The following is a 21,097-nucleotide window of genomic DNA, read 5'->3' on the forward strand; positions in this document are numbered from 1 at the left end:
GATGCCACAACGATATTTGCTGGTATCATAAACAAATAGCGATAGCTATTTTTACAAAAATTAAATTGATATGGGCAATATTTTGGGGAACGATGAGCATTTGAAATGGAAAACTTTATCTTCTGAATATTTATCGCATGCACCCTGGTTTACCGTAAGAAAAGATGTTTGCGAACGGAATGATGGCAAAATTATCAATGATTATTACGTGTTTGAGTTTCCCGAATGGGTAACGGCTTTTGCCTTAACAGCGGAAGGCAAAATATTGATGACAAAACAATATCGCCAGGCTTTGGGCGAAGTATGTATTGAACTGCCCGGCGGCTGCGTAGATGCCACCGATGCATCGTACGAAGATGGTATAAGAAGAGAGCTGCTTGAAGAAACCGGCTATGAATTTGATGAAATAAAACCGCTCGGAAAAATTTCTGCTAACCCATCTACCAATACAAACCTGATGCACATGTTCCTGGCAACCGGTGGCAGGAAAACAAAGGGCCAGTCGCTTGATGCAAATGAAGAAATTGATGTATATGAAATAAGTTTTGATGAATTGATGCAGTTGATTAATGAAAACAAGATCATGCAAAGCATGCATTTAAGCACGATCTATTATGCATTAAGAAACCTTGGAAAATTAGCGTACAAGCAATAAACTTATGGTGTTTACCGTAAGTGGAACTGGGATTGATAATTGGAATTTGGCTGTTATTTGATAAGCCAATGTGCATAAGTTGGCGTTTACGTTCACGTTTCACCATCCACGATTGACATTATATTTGCCGCCATGGCTAAAGGCTCTGACGATACCCCATTAATGCAACAGCATAAGGCAATCAAGCAAAAATACCCTGATGCCATTTTGCTGTTTCGTGTAGGCGATTTTTATGAAACTTTTGGAACGGATGCCATTACCACCGCGCAGGTTTTAGGCATTACATTAACCAAAAGAAATAATGGCGCGGCAAGCGGCGCCAGTGAGCTTGCAGGTTTCCCGCATCATGCGCTGGATACATACCTGCATAAACTGGTAAAGGCAGGTTATCGCGTTGCCGTTTGCGACCAGTTGGAAGACCCCAAAGTAGCCAAAGGCATCGTAAAACGTGGCGTAACAGAAATGGTAACACCCGGTATTGCCACCAACGAAAAACTGCTTGAACATAACAGTAATAATTTTTTGGCAGGTATTCATTTCAGCAGCGAAGATGTGTATGGGCTTGCATTCCTTGATATATCAACCGGTGAATTTTTTGTGGCCGAAGGTAACCAGGAATATGCCGATAAACTGCTGCAAACTTTAAAGCCTGCAGAAGTAATTTACCAGCGCAGTAATCAAAAAACATTCAAAGAAAAATTCGGAACGAAGTTTTATACCTACACTTTAGATGCGTGGATTTTTGATGAAGCTTTTGCCACAGACAATCTTTTAAAACATTTTCAAACCCATTCCTTAAAAGGTTTTGGAATTGAAAACCTGCATTGCGGCGTTATTGCGGCAGGTGCGGTGCTGCATTACCTAAAAGAAACGGAGCATCCCAATCTTCAGCATATTACAAACATTCAAAGGCTGGAAAAGGAAGATTATTTATGGATGGACCGTTTCACAATCCGTAACCTTGAATTATTAAATACAGGCAGCGATTACCAGTTAAGTTTATTAAAAGTATTGGATAATACGGTAAGCCCCATGGGTGCCCGCCTGCTGAAACGCTGGCTGCTGCTGCCTTTGAAAGACTTCCATAAAATAAATGAAAGATTAAATGCTGTTGAATATTTAATTCTTCAAACAGATGTGCGCAAACAGCTACAGCAATTGATAAAACAATGCGGCGATATTGAAAGGCTGGTAAGCCGCATCCCCGGAAGAAAGATCAACCCAAGGGATGTTATGCACCTTGCAAAAGGCTTACAAAACGCTGAACAAATAAAAACAATATGCAGCAGTACGAATAATGAATATTTGAAGAGATTAGGCGCATCAATTAATCCCTGTAATTATATAACTGAAAAAATTTTTAAGGAGATAACGGAAACGCCGCCGGTGGCAGTAAATAAAGGCGGCGCTATAAAAAACGGCGTTAATACAGAACTGGATGAATTGCGCAATATTGCCAGCGGGGGCAAGCAATACCTTATAAATATTCAGCAAAGGGAGACAGAGCAAACCGGTATAACAACTTTAAAAATTGGTTTTAATAATGTGTTTGGCTACTATCTTGAAGTAACCAATTCGCATAAGAACAAAGTGCCTGTTTCCTGGATAAGAAAGCAAACGCTTGCCAATGCTGAACGTTATATAACACCTGAGTTAAAAGAGTATGAAGAGAAGATAACCGGTGCTGAAGATAAAATTCTGCAGCTTGAAACAGCATTGTATGATAAGCTTATAAGCGAACTGCAGGATTTTATTGCGCCTATTCAAAACAACGGGAGTGTTTTGGCGGTTCTTGATTGCCTGTGCTGTTTTGCGCAAAATGCCATTCAATATAACTATAAAAAACCGCAACTGCATGAAGGGCTTGAACTGGAGTTGAAAGCCAGCCGCCATCCTGTTATTGAGCGAAATTTATCTGCAGGTGAGCAATATATTTCAAATGATATTTTGCTTGATCCTTCATTACAGCAGATCATTATCCTTACCGGTCCAAACATGAGTGGTAAAAGTGCCTTGCTGCGGCAAACAGCATTGATCACATTGCTCGCACATATTGGAAGTTTTGTTCCGGCAGATGATGCAAAAATTCCATTGACTGATAAAATTTTTACACGTGTTGGCGCCAGCGATAATTTAAGCGGTGGTGAAAGTACTTTCATGGTAGAGATGAATGAAACGGCAAGTATCATCAATAATATTTCGCAGCGCAGTTTGATATTGCTGGATGAAATCGGCCGCGGAACATCTACGTATGACGGCATTTCCATTGCCTGGAGCATCGCTGAGTTTTTGCATAATTCAGGCTGCGCCCCTAAAACATTGTTCGCTACGCATTATCATGAATTGAATGAACTGGAAGTTAAATTTCCACGCATTAAAAATTATCATATCACCAATAAAGAGGTTGGTAACAAGATCATCTTTTTACGAAAACTTGCACCGGGTGGCAGCACGCATAGTTTTGGTATTCATGTAGCGAAAATGGCCGGTATGCCGCCGCAGCTTATTGACCGCGCCAATGATATTTTAAAACAACTGGAAGCGAAGCAGGAAGGAAGCCATAACATCAACACTAAAAAGATTACAGCGCCTCAAATGCAGCTTTCTATTTTTGATGAACACTCCACCACATTTGCCACCATAAGGGAGCTGCTGGAAAACATCGACATCAATCGTTTAACGCCTGTAGAAGCGCTGATGAAACTGAATGAGATTAAGGGCTTGCTGAAGTAAGAATGCCTTCAATTGAAGCTTCAGTTATTGCCGCCTACTTTCGCTTAAAATCTCCCCGCTTCCAGGCTTGTATAAATTCTGCCCAGGCAACAGGGTTGAATATGTTTTGCGGCTGCAATTGTCCTGAATAATAATAGCGCTGCGCCTGCTGGCGTATTTGTGTATTCATGGCTTCTGTACCGTCAACCGGCAGGGTTAACATTAAGGCTTTGCGGGTTGCTTCATCATTATTGCGGCGGGCAATTTCCAAAGCATCTGCAGGTACATCTGTATTCACAAAATCCCTTTCAAATTGAGAGCGGGTTGGCCTGGGCTTTAGAATGGTGGAAGGCAACCAGGCTGTATCGTTCACCATTAACTGGATAACATAATATTGATTGCTTTTAAGCGTGTCGGGAATGGTAAGCGTTTTATCTTTAAACCCGGTGCTGGAGAACCGGATTTTATCTCCTTTTAAAGCGGCTATGGAAAATACGCCCTGGCTGTTGGTAATAGTGCCGCGGCCGGTACCTTCCACAATAACGCTTGTTGCATCCAAACCACGCAAACTGTCTGCACTCATTACCACACCATAAAACTGAACCACAGAATCCTTGCGGGTTTGAGCCTGTCCTGTAAGTGATAAGAATATCAATATTGCAAAAAGAAAATATGGTAGAAGTTTATTCATGCAATAAATTTAAAACAATCAATTTTTATGCAAATAAAATGATCACTTAACAAATAAACCATAAGCAGGGTTAACTTTGCGGGCCGTACATGGTTTTTAACAAAAAAATGAGATGCACTGTAATATTTTAAAATAAAAGATTACAGCGGCTGATTGTGATAAAGAAAAACGCAAATTAACATGACTGAAAATGATATTCTGAAGGCTTTAAGTAAAGTGAATGAACCCGATTTGGGAAAAGATATTGTAACCCTTAACATGGTAAAAGACCTCTCGGTGAAAGATAATGTGGTTGCTTTTACCATAGTACTTACCACACCAGCCTGCCCGTTAAAAGAGGTGATGCGAACAGATTGCATCAATGCGATTCAGCAATTAGATGAAGGCTTTATTGTAAATGTGAATTTTACTTCACACACAACCAGTAACCGTATTGATCCCAAAACAATTTTGCCCGGCGTAAAAAATATTATTGCTGTTGTAAGCGGTAAAGGTGGCGTTGGCAAAAGCACCGTTGCCGCTAATCTTGCATTGGCTTTAAGCCAGCACAATGCAAAGATTGGTTTGATGGATGCCGATATTTACGGCCCCAGCGTGCCTATTATGTTTGGCATTCGCGGTGAGCGGCCTATGATGCGGGATGTGAATGGCAAGGGCATGATTGTTCCCATTGACCGTTATGGCATGAAGCTTATGAGTATTGGTTTGCTGGTGGATGAAAAAAGCGCTGTGGTTTGGCGCGGGCCAATGGCCAGCAGCGCCATTAAACAATTTGTAACCGATGTTGACTGGGGTGAACTCGATTATCTTGTAATTGATATGCCGCCCGGCACCGGCGATATTCACCTTACCTTAATGCAGACAGTGCCTGTTACCGGCGCCGTGATTGTTACAACGCCGCAAACAGTAGCACTGGCCGATGCCAAGAAAGGTATTGCCATGTTTGCACAGGCGCAGCTCAATGTGCCTATCATTGGCCTGGTGGAAAATATGGCTTACTTCACGCCGGAAGAGTTACCCAACAACAAGTATTATATTTTTGGAAAGGGTGGCGGAAAAAATTTAGCCGAAGAATATGATCTTCCTTTTCTCGGGCAGATACCATTGGTGCAAAGCATTCGCGAAGGCGGCGACCAGGGCGTGCCGGTTATGATGAGTGATGATGCAGTCTCCCGCAAGGCATTTGAAAATTTTGCCAACCTTGCCACCCGCAGTATATCTATGATTAATGCTGATTTTTCTGTGGAAAAAGTAGCCGACGTGGTGGATTGATTTTAGGCAGTTGATAAGATATAATGCTTCATTCTTCTTTTACGTTATTTGATTATTTTGAATAATCAATACGCAAAACATTTTCAGGTTCTTAATTGAACATTGTGTATTGTATTGTTGAATATTGCGTGTTCCTTAAATAACAATATTTGCTTCTTCTTTGTTCACCAGCTTCAACACCGCCCACAAACTATGATTGCTTTTAAACAATTCTTCCTTTAAAAAATACAATTGCCGCATACTGTGCTTGACTTCGCTTTTGTGGTGAAGTAACATTGCCTTGTCAATTTTGAAAAACACCTTCAACACACAAAGCAATGAGAACGGGTATTATTAATACGATGGTAACGAAAGAAATTTTGGCGGCTCAGCCAAAACGCATATTGTTTGCCAACTTTCCGGCCGACGGGCATTTTAATCCTTTAACAGGCCTTGCTGTTTATTTAAAAGAACTGGGTTATGATGTACGCTGGTACACATCGGTTACCTACACTGAAAAATTAAGAAAACTGAATATTCCTCATTACCGTTTTATTAAAGCCAAAGAAGTTATCAATAACAATTTCGATGAGGCTTTTCCTGAACGTACCAAACTCAACAACAATATCAAGAAACTCGTGCATGATATTATTCATGCCTTCATTCTTCGTGCGCCTGAATATTATGAAGACATGCTGGAAATAAGAAAGACGTTTCCGTTTGATATGGTAATATGCGATTGTGCTTTTTCCGCCATTCCTTTTATAAAAGAAAAAATAAATGTTCCGGTGGTGGCTGTAGGCGTAATGCCATTAAATGCTACTTCAAGAGATTTACCGCCATCTGGTTTGGGCTTAACGCCATCCGATAGTTTTTTTGGCAGAAGAAAACAGGCACTATTGCGCTTTGTTGCCAGCAAAATATTATTTGCAAAACCTGATAAGGTAATGCAGCAGCTTTTTACTAAATATGGCATTCATGCAAAAGGCATTAACCTCTTTGATGTATTCATCCGTAAATCAACCGTTGTGCTGCAGAGCGGCACACCAGGCTTTGAATATAAACGCAGCGACCTTGGTAAAAACATTCATTTCATAGGTGCTTTGTTGCCCTTAACGATAAGAGAAGAAAAGCGCTGGTATAACAGCAAGATTATGGAGTATGATAAAATTGTTCTTGTAACACAGGGCACGGTTGAAAAAGATACATCAAAACTGCTGGTGCCAACGCTGGAAGCATTCAGAAATACAAACAGGCTGGTTATTGTAACCACCGGCGGAACCGGTACGCAGGCATTAAGAAAAAAATATCCTGATGATAATTTTATTATCGAAGACTTTATTCCTTTCAACGATGTAATGCCTTATGCCGATGTGTATATAACCAATGGAGGTTATGGCGGCGTTATGCTCGGTATTCAAAATAAGCTGCCGATGGTTGTTGCCGGCGTACATGAAGGAAAGAATGAAATAAATGCACGGGTTGGTTATTTTAAAATAGGCATTAACCTGCGCACCGAAACACCTGTTCCGTCGCAGATAAGGGAAAGTGTTGAACAGGTGCTGCATGATAATACTTATGCAGCAAATGTGAAGATGTTATGCGCCGAATTCAGTCAATATAATACACATAAGCTGTGTGCACAGCATATAGAAAAAATCCTGAACAGCCAGTCCATTTTACAAAAGCAACTTATCTACAATTAAAAATATTTAAAACAAAACTTATGACACGTTACAACACATTCTACCTGATTCATAAAGCGCTTCGCGCCATGTTATATGATACAGCTTTAACGCTGCAGCAAACAGATTTTGCAAATTATGCAGAAGCCAGGGCGGCGCTTGTAAAAATTAATGAGGTGCTTTTTGCTTTCGATAATCATGCACATCATGAAGACAATTTTATTATACCGGCCGTTGAAACCTATGAACCTGCACTGGCTGCATCTTTTGAGAAAGAACACGTGGAAGATTTACGCATTTCCAACCGCTTAAAAAATATTATTGTTATTTACGAAAACACTTTCTTCCCCGAAGAAAGAACCCTTTGCGGTTCTGCTATTACAAGATCGTTTACGGAATTTCTTGTATTTAACCTTGAACACATGGCCAAAGAAGAACTGCTGCTTAACCAGGTTTTGTGGGAACATTATACCGATGAACAGATCATGGCCATACATCAGCAATTAATGGCGGTGATACCGCAGGAACACATTGAGCAATCATCAAAATGGATGATGCGCGCCATAAGCACTGCAGATGCGGCCAACTGGCTGAAGCACGTAAAAGCCACAGCGCCGGAATTTATATTTAACGGCCTTATGAATACAGCTCAGGAAGAGCTTAGCGAAATACGCTTTGCAACAGTATTGGAAATGTTGGAAGAAGAAGAGGCCGCAACAGTTTAGTTTAGGAGAATGGGTATGTGCAATGGGCCCCGCAAATTTTGCGGGGCTTTTATTTTACCTGCAGCTATTGCATCGCATGAGCTGTGTGATACGCATAACTTAAAATCTAATGTTAGAATACAATTATAAATGCATTGCGCGGTCTTAGTTTCCTTATTTCGTAAAGATTTTTCCTGATTAATATAAAATTTTGCGCTTTTTCAAAACATTTTTGCGGCACGGTCAATGGAGAAGCTGGTTGCAAAAAACTAAGAATGGCATTAACATTTAAGAAAATTACAGGAAAAATACATTTATGGCTTGGGCTTGCTTCAGGAATTATTATTGTCTTCCTGGGTATAACAGGATGCATTCTTGCTTTTGAGCAGGAAATAAAGTCGGTTACACAACCATATCTTTATGTGGAAGAAAGCAATCAGCCCGTTTTACCGCCCAGTAAACTGCAGCAGATTGCAATGGCTGCACTTCCCGATAAATTACCACACAGTGTTTCTTACCCCGATAAAGGCAGATCAGCACAGGTTGTGTTTTATAATCCGGAGCCTGAATACTACTATACGGTTTATATCAACCAATATACAGGACAGGTTTTGAAGGTAAAAAACGAAGATGCCGGCTTTTTCAGGGTAGTGCTGATGGGACATTATTATTTATGGCTTCCGCCGGCCATAGGGCAGCCCATTTTGGCCACAGCCACTTTAATCTTTCTTATAATGCTTATAAGCGGCATTGTTTTATGGTGGCCGAAAAATAAAGCAGCCCGTAAACAGCGCTTCTCTGTAAAATGGAATGCCACCTTTAAGCGCAAAAATTACGACCTGCACAATGTGCTCGGTTTTTATGTGAGCTGGATAGCCATCTTTATTGCTGTTACGGGGCTCGTGTGGGGTTTCCAGTGGTTTGCCAAATCATTGTACTGGACCACTTCGGGCGGTAAACAATTAGTGGAATTTTATGAGCCTGTTTCTGAAAAACCAGGCAAGGCTCTTATAAGCGCCAGCGCTCCTGCTATTGATAAAGTATGGCAGAAAATGAATATCGATTATCCCGCTGCCGAAGTAATTGAAGTGCATATTCCCGGTAGCGATGCTGCTGCCATAGAAGCCGTTGCTAACCCTGATGCCGGTACTTACTGGAAAGCCGATTATATTTATTTTGATCAGTATTCTTTAAAAGAAATTGATGTAACCCACCCGTATGGCCGGTATGCCAATGCCGGTGCTGCCGATAAAATAATGCGCATGAATTATGATGTGCATACCGGTGCCGTTTTAGGTATTACAGGTAAAATAATCGCCTTCTTTGCAAGCCTTATTGCGGCAAGCCTGCCCGTAACCGGTTTTCTCATCTGGCGCGGAAGGCATAAAAAGAAAAAAGTTGCCAAACCAGCTATCGTAAAAAAAAGGGAATTGGTTACAGCTGTATAACGCCGGGTTAAATGCCATTTCTGCTAAGAGGCCTGTTTGCATTAAGATTTATGAATAACGGTCAGACGCTTCAGAACGAATCTTAAGTATTAAGCGGCTTCCAAAAGCGTCAGACTGGTAGCCCGGCGATATTTTCTGTTAACTCAAACAGCTTCTGAGAATATCCGTTAAATTGCCTGTTCGTTAAACCAGGCTAATGTTGCAGGCGCATGAATAAAATTTCATTTTTAAAATTCGTACTGTGTACCGGCATTTATTTTTTTCCTTTTAAAATAATTCAATGTCAGGTTTGCACGGGCAGCCTTGGCGACCCTGCCGTAAACATTACGTTCGGAAATAGCGCCGGCAGCGCTTCATCGTATGTGCCCACATCAGGATATACTTATATAGCTTCCGATTGCCCCAACGATGGTTTTTATACAATCACCAAATCAACTTCCGGCTGTTTTGGAAATACCTGGCATACGGTTGCAAAAGATCATACCGGCAACGGCAATTTTATGCTGGTAAATGCTTCCATTGAACCGGGTGATTTTTTCCTTACCAACGTAACCAACCTCTGCCCAAATACCACTTATGAGTTCTCTGCCTGGATCTGTAATGTAATGATGCCGGAAAACAGCATTACGCCGGATGTGGTTTTCACCATAGAACAACCCGATGGAACCATTCTCGGCAGCTACGATTCCGGGCCGATACCTGTTACCCATTCGCCTGAATGGGTAAAGTATGGGCTACTCTTTACAACACCCGCAGATAATGCCACCATTGTATTGCGCATGCGCAATAATTCGCCCGGCGGCTATGGTAATGACCTTGCACTGGATGATATTGGTTTCAGGCCCTGCGGCCCGCAGGTATCGGCATTTATACAGGATAGTGCCGATACCGTAAACCTTTGCGAAGGAGATACCGTGCCCACTTATTATTTCTCCGGCAACGCATCTTCCGCTTACCAAAATCCTTTTTACCAGTGGCAGGAAAGTATCAATGAAGGGGAATCGTGGCAGGATATTGCAGGCGCCACCGGCACAACCTATGCTTCCACGCCGCCATCCGCAGTTGGCAAATACTGGTACCGCCTTACCGTAACAGATGAGGCTTTCGCCGGCACCACTTCCTGCCGCATTGCATCTAACCTGCTTAAAATAACTATACATCCCAAACCTTTGGCAGATGCGGGCGCCGACCGCATTTATATAAAGGATTATCCTCTTACCCTCAACGGCGCCGCCACCGGCGAAGATGTAAGCTTTATGTGGAAACCACCTTTATACATTAACGATGCGGCTTCGCTTACGCCCGTGGTAACGCCGCCGGTTGATATGATTTACACGCTGGCCGTGCAATCCATATATAATTGTAAAAGTTCCGATGAGGTGCAGGTGAAAGTGGCTGACGGCATATTTGTTCCCAATGCTTTTACGCCCAATAATGACGGTCTGAACGATTACTGGAAAATCCCTTACCTCGATATAGGCCTTGGCGCCGATGTAAAAGTATTTAACCGCTGGGGTAAAATGGTTTATCACGTAATAGCAACGCCCGTTTCATGGAATGGCAAGGTAAACGGAATTGACCAGCCATCCGGCACATACGTTTACATGATTACCTTTAAAGACAATAAATTGCCGCAATTAAAAGGAACCTTTACATTGATGCGGTAAATGATCATCTTATTTAAATATATTGATATGAAAACAATAATTGTTGCCTCCTTACTGGTTGCTCTATGCAGTTTCTGTAGCGCCCAAACACCTGCCGATGAAGCGGCTATACGTAAAACAATGGATAAACAAATAGAAGCCTGGAACCGTGGTGATGTAGATGCTTTTATGCAGACTTACTGGAAAAGCGACAGCTTATTATTTGTGAGCAACCCGCCAACCTATGGCTGGCAAACAACACTGGAGCGGTATAAGCAGGCCTATCCCGATACGGCGGCTATGGGCAAGCTTTCTTTCAACCTGCTGCAGTTAAAACCTTTATCGCCCGAATATTATTTTGTGCTGGGTCAATGGCATCTGCAAAGAAGCATTGGCGATGTGGGCGGCTATTTCACCTTATTGTTCAGGAAAATAAATGGCGAATGGCTGATCATAGCGGATCATTCGAGCTGATGTGCCGAATCGTGAATTGTGAGTATTGAGCGTGTAACGTGAATCGTCAAACGTGAATTCTGAGTATAGGGTGTTATTCATTCACCATTCACTACGCACAATTCGCCCGATAATACAATAACTTATAATTAATACACCCTTCTGCATTCCATCTTTCCATGAAACTAACAATTGTTATCTTAGCGCCTTCAATTTATATAGCATGAGCAATAGAACAGTTTACATCGTATCTGCGGTAAGAACGCCCATTGGCAGTTTTGGCGGGGCTTTAAAAGATTTTTCAGCAACACAATTAGGCGCTTTTACCATAAAAGCTGCGGTGGAAAAAGCCGGTATACAACCCCCTGATGTGCAGGAAGTTTTAATGGGCTGCGTGCTGCAGGCCAACCTTGGCCAGGCGCCTGCCCGCCAGGCTGCTATGTTTGCCGGTTTGCCTGATAATGTGGTTGCCACCACAGTAAATAAAGTTTGCGCCAGCGGCATGAAAGCTATTGCGCAGGCGGCTCAGAGCATTATGCTTGGTGATGCGGATATAATTGTTGCCGGTGGCATGGAGAGCATGAGTAATGTGCCTTTTTATTCCCCTAACATGCGCTGGGGCAATAAATACGGGAATGTAAATTTGATTGACGGCCTTGCGAAAGATGGCCTTACCGATGTATATAATAATTATGCTATGGGCAATGCGGCTGAACTTTGTGCGAAGGAATGTAACATAAGCCGGAACGACCAGGATGCTTTTGCCATTGAAAGCTACAAGCGCAGCCAGCAGGCCTGGACTGAAGGTAAATTTGATAATGAAGTGGTGCCGGTTGAAATTCCACAGCGTAAAGGCGAACCCTTACGGTTTACAAAAGACGAAGAGCCGTTTAACGTAAAGTTTGATAAGATACCGGAACTAAAACCTGCCTTTCAGAAAGAAGGAACAGTTACGGCGGCCAATGCCAGCACCATGAACGATGGCGCTGCGGCGCTTGTGTTAATGAGTAAAGAAAAAGCCGAAGCCTTAAACATAAAACCAATAGCCATTATCAGGAGTTATGCCGATGCCGAACAGGCGCCGGAATGGTTTACTACCACACCCTCACTCGCTGTGCCGAAGGCGGTTGAAAAAGCGGGGTTAGCATTAACTGATATCAATTACTTTGAATTGAATGAGGCTTTCTCTGTGGTGGGCATTGCCAATATTCAGAAAATGGGTTTGGATGCGGCGAAGGTTAATGTAAACGGCGGGGCTGTTTCACTAGGCCACCCGCTGGGTTGCAGCGGCGCCAGGATAATAGTTACGCTGATTAACGTGCTGCAACAAAACAATGCAAAGTTTGGCGCTGCCGGCATTTGCAATGGCGGCGGTGGTGCGAGTGCCATGGTGATTGAGAAAGTAAACTGATGCTGCTGGTTATTAAAAGCGGCAGGTGGCGGCTGATATTTGTTGCTGCGGTGTTAGTTCTAAAAATGATTTCCCGGATTTTGTATAATGTAAAGAATATAAACGCTCTTGCACGTCATTTCCCGCCGCGGCGGGGAATTTTGTTTCATGCAGGTGCTGATACCCGGTCAGGCCGGGTGTGATGACGATCTTGCTATGTTTTATTCACGACCCCTAAAATTTTCAAATATGCCTGGTAATGTTTGAAAATTCTGTTTTTAGACTGCTCCTCAGCTTTAAAGTGATTATTTCCAAATTGTAAGATGATTTCCCGGGACAAAGAGATGGCATTTTGCAACTCCCGGATGGCATTCCATAACTCTCAGATGTCATTTCGTAACTCTCAGATGTCATTTCGCAATTCCCAGATAGTATTCCGTGATTCTCAGATGGCATTCCGTAACTCTCAGATGGCATTTCGTAATTCCCGGATGGCATTCCGTAACTCCGAGATGCGTTTCCGTTGTTTCCGGAGCCTATATTTTATTTTCCAGCAGTAATATCCTCGTTTTCAATATTGCGGATACGGTAACTACATCCTTGATTTTTCCTTCCATCACCATATTATAAGCTTCCTCAAACGGAAGTTTTTTTATAATTAACTGTTCCGTTTCGTCGGGCATGGCTTTATGCTGCGTAAGGCCTCTTCCAATAAAAATTATACAGTATTCATCCGTAACGGAATTGCTTAAATACATTTCGCTTATTTTTTGCCAGCGTTCAGCTTTTAAGCCTGTTTCTTCCAGCAGTTCCCTTTGTGCAGCAATAAGCGGGTCTTCATTCAGCCCGCCGCCTTCGGGTATTTCCCAGCTATATTCATCAATGGTAAAGCGGTATTGGCCAACAAGGTAGGTGTTCAAATCATCATCCAGTGGTACAATACCAATGGCCTGGTTTTTAAAATGAACCTTGCCATAAATGCCATTGCCGCCTGAGGGGTTGATAACCTGGTATTCTGTAAGGCTTATCCACGGATTGTCGTAAATATCTTTTTTACTTATAATCTTCCATGGATTTTTGTATACGTTCATGTAAATAAGCTTGGGTAATAAATAAACGGAGACAGCCAAATTTATACTGCATAATGTTATTACCGCAATTTATCTGGTTAAGAAAAGAATCTAAAGCTGAAATACTGTGTAAGGTTGTATAAAAACCAGGTTAGCAACGGCCGAGAGAAACTTCCGGATGAATTTTCATAAAAGGAAAAACTTCCCTGCAAACTCCTGACAATCCAATTCGATAAACCGTTGCAAACAATTAAAATATATCCCGGAAATTAAAACAACCTGCAGCCTGTTTTCATGTTTCACTGCAATATGCATGGGCTTTCACTTTAAAGTAATTGTATTTCCGTTCAATTGTTGTTCGCTTCCGTACAGTGATGGGTTGCCTTGATTTTATTTTCAGCCATTCATCATTTTATAAAACCGCTCAATTGTGATTTTTTACCATTTCGCTTGCAAAAAGCCTTGTGGTACTCGCTTTGAAAATATTCTGGCATAACCAATTTTAAAATACAAAAAACGAACTATATATGACAACAAAATTAATCATCACAGCAACCGCCATCAGCTTTTTAAGCATCATCGGTTTCTTTACTTCCAAAAATATAATGGAAGCAAAAACAGTAAGTAAAAGTATTAATGTAGAAGTGTATAAAACATCCAGCTATGTTGCGCCTGTTTATAAAAACACCACAGCCACGCTTGAAGTAACTGTGTTAAGGGTTAAGCACAATAAAAGGGATACAGTTTGGCAGCATACATTTCAGCCAACCGAACTGAAAGATTTTCCCACCTCAGGCAACCCCATGATGCAGCAAATTTCCATTCCCAATGTGAACGATAAAAGGGAAACGCTTGAAGTATATTATAAGGTTATCTATAATACACAAGGCAATATTTTAAATTCATGGAATTATACAACTATAGGAAGGGGAGAGCAATCGGGGAACTTAAACATACAGATTTAGGCAGTTGATGTATGTTTTAATTGTAAGGCGGCAGCACATGGCCGCCTTTTTTTATGCGCCGGCATTATGCGCATTATTATTATCTTCCTGCCCGTTTTATACGCTAATATCATAAGGTAAAATAATGACTGCAGATAACTCTTTTATTGCTGACCGGTTTTCGCTGCTCGCCAAATTAACCGACGTACATGGCGGCAATAGTTTTAAAGCAAAAGCATACAGCGCTGCCGCTTTTACAATTGACAAGCTGCCGCAGCAGCTTGCTGAAATGCCCGCTGAAAAATATGCCACCATAAAAGGTATCGGTGACTCGGCGGCAAAAAAAATAGTTGAAATATTTGAGAAAGGTGAAATAGCCGATTTAACCAGTCTCATTGAAAAAACACCGCCCGGCATATTGCAGATGATGAACATTAAAGGCATTGGCCCTAAAAAAGTAACGGTTATATGGAAAGAGATGGGCATTGAAACGGTTGGCGAGTTGTTATATGCCTGCAACGAAAACAGGCTTACGCTTTACAAAGGCTTTGGCGAAAAAACACAGAAAAGCATACAGGAAGCCATTGAGTATTTCCTCAATAATATTGGCAGCTATTTATACGCGCAAGTGGAAAAGCTTGCGTATGAACTGGATGATAAGCTGAAAAATAATTTTAGCGATTACAGGTTTTTCATCACCGGTATTTTTCGCAGGCAGATGGAAACGATTGATAAGCTTGAATGGGTTACCAATGCGCCGGCCGCAGTTTTGCAGGAATATTTATTGCAACACAATTTTGTAACGGAAAAGCTTGATGCGGCAACTTCTGTTTTCCAGGGGAAGGAAGAAAATATACTCCTGTATTTTTATCATGCGGAAGAAGAAAAGATATTTCAGCGTTTGTTTGAAACTTCCTGCAGCGATGCTTTCCTGGAAGAATGGAATAAAAAAGAACTTACAGATCAATCATTTTTTTATACTTCAGAAGAAGCAATCTTTGAGCAGGCCCGGCTTCATTACATACCTCCTTATCTAAGAGAAACTTCATCTGTTATTGACAAAGCTGCAACCCATAATCTTCCTGAAGTTATTCAGCCAACGGATATTAAATCTATAATTCATAGTCACTCCAAATGGAGTGATGGCAATAATACCATTGAAGAAATGGCTAATGCCGCCATTAAGTTAGGGCTTGAATACCTCGTGATAAGCGATCACTCTAAAACTGCCGTTTATGCAAATGGCTTAACGGCAGAAAGATTGAAAGCGCAACATGCAGAGATAGATGAATTGAATGAAAAGCTTAAGCCGTTTAAGATTTTTAAAAGCATTGAAAGCGACATACTCGGTGATGGCAGCCTCGATTACGATGATGAAGTGCTTGTTTCCTTTGATATTGTAATTGCATCCGTTCATTCCAATTTAAAAATGAATGAAGAAAAGGCCATGATGCGTTTAATAAATGCGATTAAAAATCCATTCACTTCCATACTTGGTCATTGCACGGGAAGATTATTGTTGAGCCGTGCAGGTTACCCCGTAAACCATACAGCCATTATCGATGCCTGTGCAGCACATAATGTTGTTGTTGAATTAAATGCCAATCCGCGCAGGCTTGATATGGATTGGCGTTACCTTGATTATTGTACTGAGAAAAATGTATTGATATCAATTAATCCCGATGCGCATTCTGTAAACGCTTTTCAGCATACAAAATATGGAGTGCTGGCTGCGCAAAAGGCTGGTATAACGGCTGCACAAAATCTAAGCAGCTTCCCATTAAATGCATTTGAATCATTCTTAAAGATACAACAGGCAAAACGTGGCCGGTAGTTGTTAATTGTATTTAAATTTTATATGCTGTTTGTTTAATATCATCCTATAAATATATTTTGATAGTATGAAGTATTTGATTGGCATTGTTGTTTTCACTTGCTGCACCAGTTTTTTAAGAGCACAATATATGGTACGCATTGTTGTATCTTCTGTAGCAACCAAACCGCAGGATGAAATTTTTATTGCGGGCAATTTTAATGACTGGAACCCTGCAGACTTTAAATCGAAGCTTAAACCTTTTGGCGGTAACCGCCGTGTTCTTGTAATGAATATTGATACGGGGCATTATGAATTTAAGTTTACAAGAGGAAACTGGGATAAAGTTGAAACAACTGCAAAAGGCGATGATATTGATAACAGGATAGCAGATGTAAAAGGCGATACAACCATCAATATCACTATTGCAGGATGGAAAGATGCAGCGCCCGAAAAGCCAAAGCCCAACACGGCTTCAGCGAATGTGCATGTTATAGATACTGCTTTTTTTATGCCGCAGTTAAACCGCTACCGGCGTATATGGATTTATCTGCCGCCATCTTATAATAAGTTAAAAACAAATACTTATCCTGTGTTGTATATGCAGGATGGGCAGAATTTATTCAACGAGCAAACAGCATTTGCCGGTGAGTGGGGCATTGATGAAACGCTTGATTCAATGGCAAAAAAAGGTGACAAAGAATGTATTGTTGTGGGCATTGATAACAGCAGCGATAAACGTATGAATGAATACAATCCTTACGATGATGCGAAGTATGGAAAAGGAGAGGGGAAACAATACATTGAATTTATTGCAACAACCTTAAAACCTTTTATTGATAAAAATTACCGCACGCAAAAAGATGCACGGCACACTTTTATTGCAGGCAGCAGCATGGGTGCTTTAATTTCTTTATATGCATTGGTGCAGTATCCGGATGTATTTGGCGGTGCTGGTGTTCTTTCTCCTTCATTCTGGCTAACACCTCAACTTTATACTGATGTAGCGAATGTAAAATGGCAGAAAAAGTTTCGTATCTATTTATATGCGGGCGAAAAAGAAAGCGCTTCCATTATTCGCGACATGCAAAAAATGTATAACATTCTTAAAGGAAAAAATTGTTGTGAAATGCAGGACATCACTTTTCCTTTAGGCCAGCATAATGAAAAATACTGGCGGCAGGAGTTTCCTGATTTTTACAGATGGCTGCTGCAATAGATGATTATATTATTCTATCGCATGAAGAATTGCTGACTGCATATTCTGTTCACTTCTTTGCTTCTTTCGATAAATGTGTAAAAATTATGTAAGTACTTATATAATAAAAGTTTGCCCTTCCAAAGCCAGTTGTGTATTGGGAAATACAGCCTGTGCCTCTGTTAAAAACTCGTCAAGCGTTTCATAACTGCTGCTGAAATGGCCGATCAATAATTTCTTTACGTGGGAAAGCTTTGCCAGCATGGCCGCCTGTTCACCGGTTGAATGAAACCGGCTTGCCGCTTTTTCCGTTTTATCTTTTAAATAAGTGGCTTCATGGTAAAGCAGGTCGATATCTTTTACTGTTTCAGAAAGGCTTTCGGTATATATCGTATCAGCGCAGAACGCATAACTTTTTGGCGGCCTGTTAGCAAAGGTGAGATCTTCGTTTCTTATAACCTCATCATTCAATACAATATCACTACCTTCTTTCAGTTGGTTGAATAATTCCACCGGAACATTGTAACGTGTTGTTGCTTCAATATTTATTTTCCTTGGCTTCTTTTTCTCACGAAATAAAAATCCCCAGCAATCTATGCGGTGAAATACTTTAAAACATTCAACTGAAAATTTCTCTTCATTCACAATCATCTCTTCTTTTTCCAGGAAATGAAAATGTAATTTATAAGGCAGAATGGTGCTTGCCACATTGAGCTGCATATCAAGGATATCTTTCAATGGCGCAGGCGCGTATAAATGCAAATCGGTAATGCGGCCTAATAATCCGTAACTCGTTATTAAGCCAGGTAAACCGAAATAATGATCACCATGCAAATGCGAGATAAAAATGTGATTGATGCGGCTGCGTTTTATTTTATACAAATTCATTTGCATTTGCGTGCCTTCACCGCAATCAACCAAAAGCAATTGATCGTTTAAACTGATTACCTGTGCTGTGGGGTGCCTGTTATAAGCGGGCAAAGCAGAATTATTTCCAAGAATGGTTACACCAAACATATCAACAAAGTAAACAATAATCCTAAAACATTTTTTACTATAATTCTATTGGAGGCATTAAAACCATTCAAAAAAAATGCCCGGTTGCCCGGGCATGATCGTTACCTACTAAATGCATTAATATGTTTAAACAGCAGAAGCATTAAATTTTTTACGGATAATATTTAATGCAGCGCCGGCTTTAAACCATTCAATCTGCTGTTCGTTATACGTATGATTTACTTCGATGGTTTCAGAAGTGCCATTACTGTGATGAATTGCAACGTGCAGCGGCACACCCGGTGCAAATGATGTTAAACCAATAATATCAAAAGTGTCATCTTCAAGAATCTTATCATAATCATCTTTATTGGCGAATGTAAGACCAAGCATTCCCTGCTTTTTCAGGTTGGTTTCGTGAATACGGGCAAAGCTTTTTACAAGAATGGCCCTTACACCAAGAAAGCGTGGTTCCATAGCGGCATGTTCACGTGAACTGCCTTCGCCATAGTTTTCATCGCCTACCACAACAGTACCGATGCCAGCAGCTTTGTAAGCCCTTTGCGTTGCCGGAACTGAACCATATTCACCGGTTAGCTGGTTCTTTACAGCATCGGTTTGATTATTGAAAAAGTTGATGGCGCCGATTAAAAGATTGTTCGAGATATTATCAAGATGGCCGCGGAATTTTAACCACGGGCCGGCCATTGAAATGTGGTCGGTGGTACATTTTCCTTTGGCTTTGATCAATAATTTCAGGCCTTTCAAATCGGTACCTTCCCATTCTTTAAATGGAGCAAGCAATTGAAGTCTTTGTGAATTTGGATCAACTGCAACCTGAACACTACTGCCGTCTTCAGCAGGCGCCTGGAAGCCCGGGTCATCAACGGCAAAACCTTTGGGGGGGAGTTCGTAACCCCTTGGTTCATTCAGTAAAATATCTTCGCCCTTATCATTTTTTAATTTATCCGTGATGGGGTTAAACGCAATAGTGCCTGCGATGGCCATTGCTGTTACTACTTCAGGTGAGGCAACAAAAGCATGTGTTGAGGCAAGGCCGTCATTACGTTTTGCAAAATTCCTGTTGAAAGAGGTGATGATTGTGTTTTTACGATTCGGGTCATCAATATGCCTTGCCCATTGACCAATACAAGGGCCGCATGCATTGGCTAATACAACGCCGCCCACACTTTCAAAATCGTTGATAAAACCATCCCTTTCTATTGTGAAACGAACCTGTTCTGAACCGGGCGTAATGGTAAACTCGCTGTTTGTTTTCAGGCCTTTGTTCACCGCATCTTTTACAATGGAAGCAGAACGGCTGATGTCTTCATAAGAAGAATTGGTGCAACTTCCAATCAATGCAACTTCGAGCTTTGCAGGCCAGCCATTTTTTTCAACAGCTTCTTTCATTTTGGAAATAGGCGTTGCAAGGTCTGGTGTAAAGGGGCCGTTTACATAGGGCTCCAGCTCACTCAAATTCAATTCAAGCACCTGGTCGTAATATTTTTCAGGATTTTCATATACTTCTGCATCCGGGCGTAAATGTTCTTTGATCCCGTTTGCAAGCTCAGCAATATCTGCCCTGTCTGTTGATTTAAGATAAGCCGCCATCTTTTCATCATAAGCAAACAAAGAACAGGTGGCGCCTATTTCAGCACCCATATTACAAATGGTGCCTTTGCCGGTTGCGCTGAAGCTATCGGCGCCTTCACCAAAATATTCAACAATAGCGCCGGTACCACCTTTAACGGTTAGCTGACCGGCCACCCAGAGAATAATATCTTTTGCACTCGTCCAGCCACTCATTTTACCGGTGAGTTTTATACCGATAAGTTTAGGCCATTTTAATTCCCAGGGTAATCCCGCCATCACATCACAGGCATCGGCGCCGCCAACGCCAATGGCAATCATACCGAGGCCGCCGGCATTGGGGGTGTGGCTGTCTGTCCCAATCATCATACCGCCGGGGAAAGCGTAATTTTCCAATACCACCTGGTGAATGATACCTGCACCGGGCTTCCAGAAACCAATACCATATTTATCAGAAACAGAAGCAAGAAAATCGTAAACCTCTTTGTTTACCTGCAGCGCTGTGGCGAGGTCTTCTTTAGCGCCAACTTTTGCCTGTATTAAATGATCGCAGTGAACGGTGGACGGCACGGCAACCTTTGGCCTGCCCGCCTGCATAAACTGTAGCAAAGCCATCTGTGCTGTTGCATCCTGCATGGCTACGCGGTCCGGTGCAAAATTTACATAATTTTTTCCGCGCTCAAACGCTTCGAGGGCTTGTTCGGGGGAAAGATGAGCAAAGAGGATTTTTTCTGCTAAGGTTAATGGACGGTTAAGAACTTTGCGTGCAGCAGCAATTTTAGCAGGCAATTCGCTGTACACTTTTTTAATCATTTCAATATCAAATGCCATGTGTTATATTTAAAAGA

General features: G+C 41.5%; 16 protein-coding genes. 12 read left to right on the forward strand and 4 right to left on the reverse strand.

From position 1 onward, the window contains the following. The first annotated feature begins 70 nt into the window (after positions 1 to 70). Positions 71 to 655 (forward strand): NUDIX hydrolase, encoded by a 585-nt coding sequence (locus tag ACTHN6_RS19555; protein WP_440437465.1) that lies wholly within the window; start codon positions 71 to 73, stop codon positions 653 to 655. 132 nt (positions 656 to 787) lie between these two features. After that, complete coding sequence (gene mutS / locus ACTHN6_RS19560) at positions 788 to 3,388, forward strand: DNA mismatch repair protein MutS (protein ID WP_440437466.1); 2,601 nt, start codon at positions 788 to 790, stop codon at positions 3,386 to 3,388. Between the two features lie 34 nt (positions 3,389 to 3,422). Here the strand turns inward: mutS and ACTHN6_RS19565 are convergent, their stop codons facing one another. Beyond that, positions 3,423 to 4,058 (reverse strand): carboxypeptidase-like regulatory domain-containing protein, encoded by a 636-nt coding sequence (locus tag ACTHN6_RS19565; RefSeq protein ID WP_440437467.1) that lies wholly within the window; start codon positions 4,056 to 4,058, stop codon positions 3,423 to 3,425. A gap of 180 nt (positions 4,059 to 4,238) precedes the next feature. On the opposite strand from ACTHN6_RS19565, the gene ACTHN6_RS19570 reads away from it, so the two are divergent. From ACTHN6_RS19570 to ACTHN6_RS19600, 7 genes are all read left to right on the forward strand, one after another. Then, positions 4,239 to 5,330 carry an Mrp/NBP35 family ATP-binding protein gene (locus ACTHN6_RS19570; protein WP_440437468.1) on the forward strand — a complete coding sequence of 364 codons (1,092 nt, stop codon included), beginning with the start codon at positions 4,239 to 4,241 and terminating at the stop codon, positions 5,328 to 5,330. Positions 5,331 to 5,647: 317 nt separating this feature from the next. Further along, a complete protein-coding gene (locus ACTHN6_RS19575; RefSeq protein WP_440437469.1) occupies positions 5,648 to 7,015 on the forward strand; it encodes a glycosyltransferase in 1,368 nt (455 codons plus the stop codon). A gap of 20 nt (positions 7,016 to 7,035) precedes the next feature. Continuing rightward, a complete protein-coding gene (locus ACTHN6_RS19580) occupies positions 7,036 to 7,719 on the forward strand; it encodes a hypothetical protein (RefSeq protein ID WP_440437470.1) in 684 nt (227 codons plus the stop codon). 254 nt (positions 7,720 to 7,973) lie between these two features. Continuing rightward, complete coding sequence (locus ACTHN6_RS19585; protein ID WP_440437471.1) at positions 7,974 to 9,146, forward strand: PepSY-associated TM helix domain-containing protein; 1,173 nt, start codon at positions 7,974 to 7,976, stop codon at positions 9,144 to 9,146. A gap of 209 nt (positions 9,147 to 9,355) precedes the next feature. Beyond that, complete coding sequence (locus tag ACTHN6_RS19590) at positions 9,356 to 10,813, forward strand: gliding motility-associated C-terminal domain-containing protein (RefSeq protein WP_440437472.1); 1,458 nt, start codon at positions 9,356 to 9,358, stop codon at positions 10,811 to 10,813. Positions 10,814 to 10,840: 27 nt separating this feature from the next. Next, on the forward strand, positions 10,841 to 11,266 hold the full coding sequence (locus ACTHN6_RS19595) for a YybH family protein (RefSeq protein ID WP_440437473.1): 426 nt from the start codon (positions 10,841 to 10,843) through the stop codon (positions 11,264 to 11,266). A 202-nt stretch (positions 11,267 to 11,468) separates the two neighbouring features. Continuing rightward, positions 11,469 to 12,656 (forward strand): acetyl-CoA C-acyltransferase, encoded by a 1,188-nt coding sequence (locus ACTHN6_RS19600; protein ID WP_440437474.1) that lies wholly within the window; start codon positions 11,469 to 11,471, stop codon positions 12,654 to 12,656. A gap of 515 nt (positions 12,657 to 13,171) precedes the next feature. Here the strand turns inward: ACTHN6_RS19600 and ACTHN6_RS19605 are convergent. Beyond that, complete coding sequence (locus tag ACTHN6_RS19605; RefSeq protein ID WP_440437475.1) at positions 13,172 to 13,726, reverse strand: NUDIX domain-containing protein; 555 nt, start codon at positions 13,724 to 13,726, stop codon at positions 13,172 to 13,174. Between the two features lie 506 nt (positions 13,727 to 14,232). Between ACTHN6_RS19605 and ACTHN6_RS19610 the strand changes: the two genes are divergently transcribed. The 3 genes from ACTHN6_RS19610 to ACTHN6_RS19620 all read left to right on the forward strand — a co-directional run bounded on the left by ACTHN6_RS19610 (position 14,233) and on the right by ACTHN6_RS19620 (position 17,681). Further along, positions 14,233 to 14,670, forward strand: coding sequence for a hypothetical protein (locus tag ACTHN6_RS19610; protein ID WP_440437476.1), 438 nt, complete (start codon positions 14,233 to 14,235; stop codon positions 14,668 to 14,670). A 124-nt stretch (positions 14,671 to 14,794) separates the two neighbouring features. After that, the gene (locus tag ACTHN6_RS19615) at positions 14,795 to 16,483 is read left to right on the forward strand and encodes a helix-hairpin-helix domain-containing protein (RefSeq protein WP_440437477.1); all 1,689 of its coding nucleotides are present in this window, start codon (positions 14,795 to 14,797) and stop codon (positions 16,481 to 16,483) included. A 67-nt stretch (positions 16,484 to 16,550) separates the two neighbouring features. Beyond that, complete coding sequence (locus tag ACTHN6_RS19620; protein ID WP_440437478.1) at positions 16,551 to 17,681, forward strand: alpha/beta hydrolase; 1,131 nt, start codon at positions 16,551 to 16,553, stop codon at positions 17,679 to 17,681. A gap of 96 nt (positions 17,682 to 17,777) precedes the next feature. Here ACTHN6_RS19620 and ACTHN6_RS19625 read toward each other — a convergent pair whose 3' ends face one another. Both ACTHN6_RS19625 and ACTHN6_RS19630 read right to left on the reverse strand, forming a co-directional pair. Then, positions 17,778 to 18,677, reverse strand: coding sequence for a ribonuclease Z (locus ACTHN6_RS19625; protein WP_440437479.1), 900 nt, complete (start codon positions 18,675 to 18,677; stop codon positions 17,778 to 17,780). 126 nt (positions 18,678 to 18,803) lie between these two features. Then, positions 18,804 to 21,080, reverse strand: coding sequence for an aconitate hydratase (locus ACTHN6_RS19630; protein ID WP_440437480.1), 2,277 nt, complete (start codon positions 21,078 to 21,080; stop codon positions 18,804 to 18,806). Positions 21,081 to 21,097: the final 17 nt, after the last annotated feature.

The organism is Parafilimonas sp. (assembly GCF_051953455.1).
In the GTDB taxonomy this organism is placed as follows: domain Bacteria; phylum Bacteroidota; class Bacteroidia; order Chitinophagales; family Chitinophagaceae; genus Parafilimonas.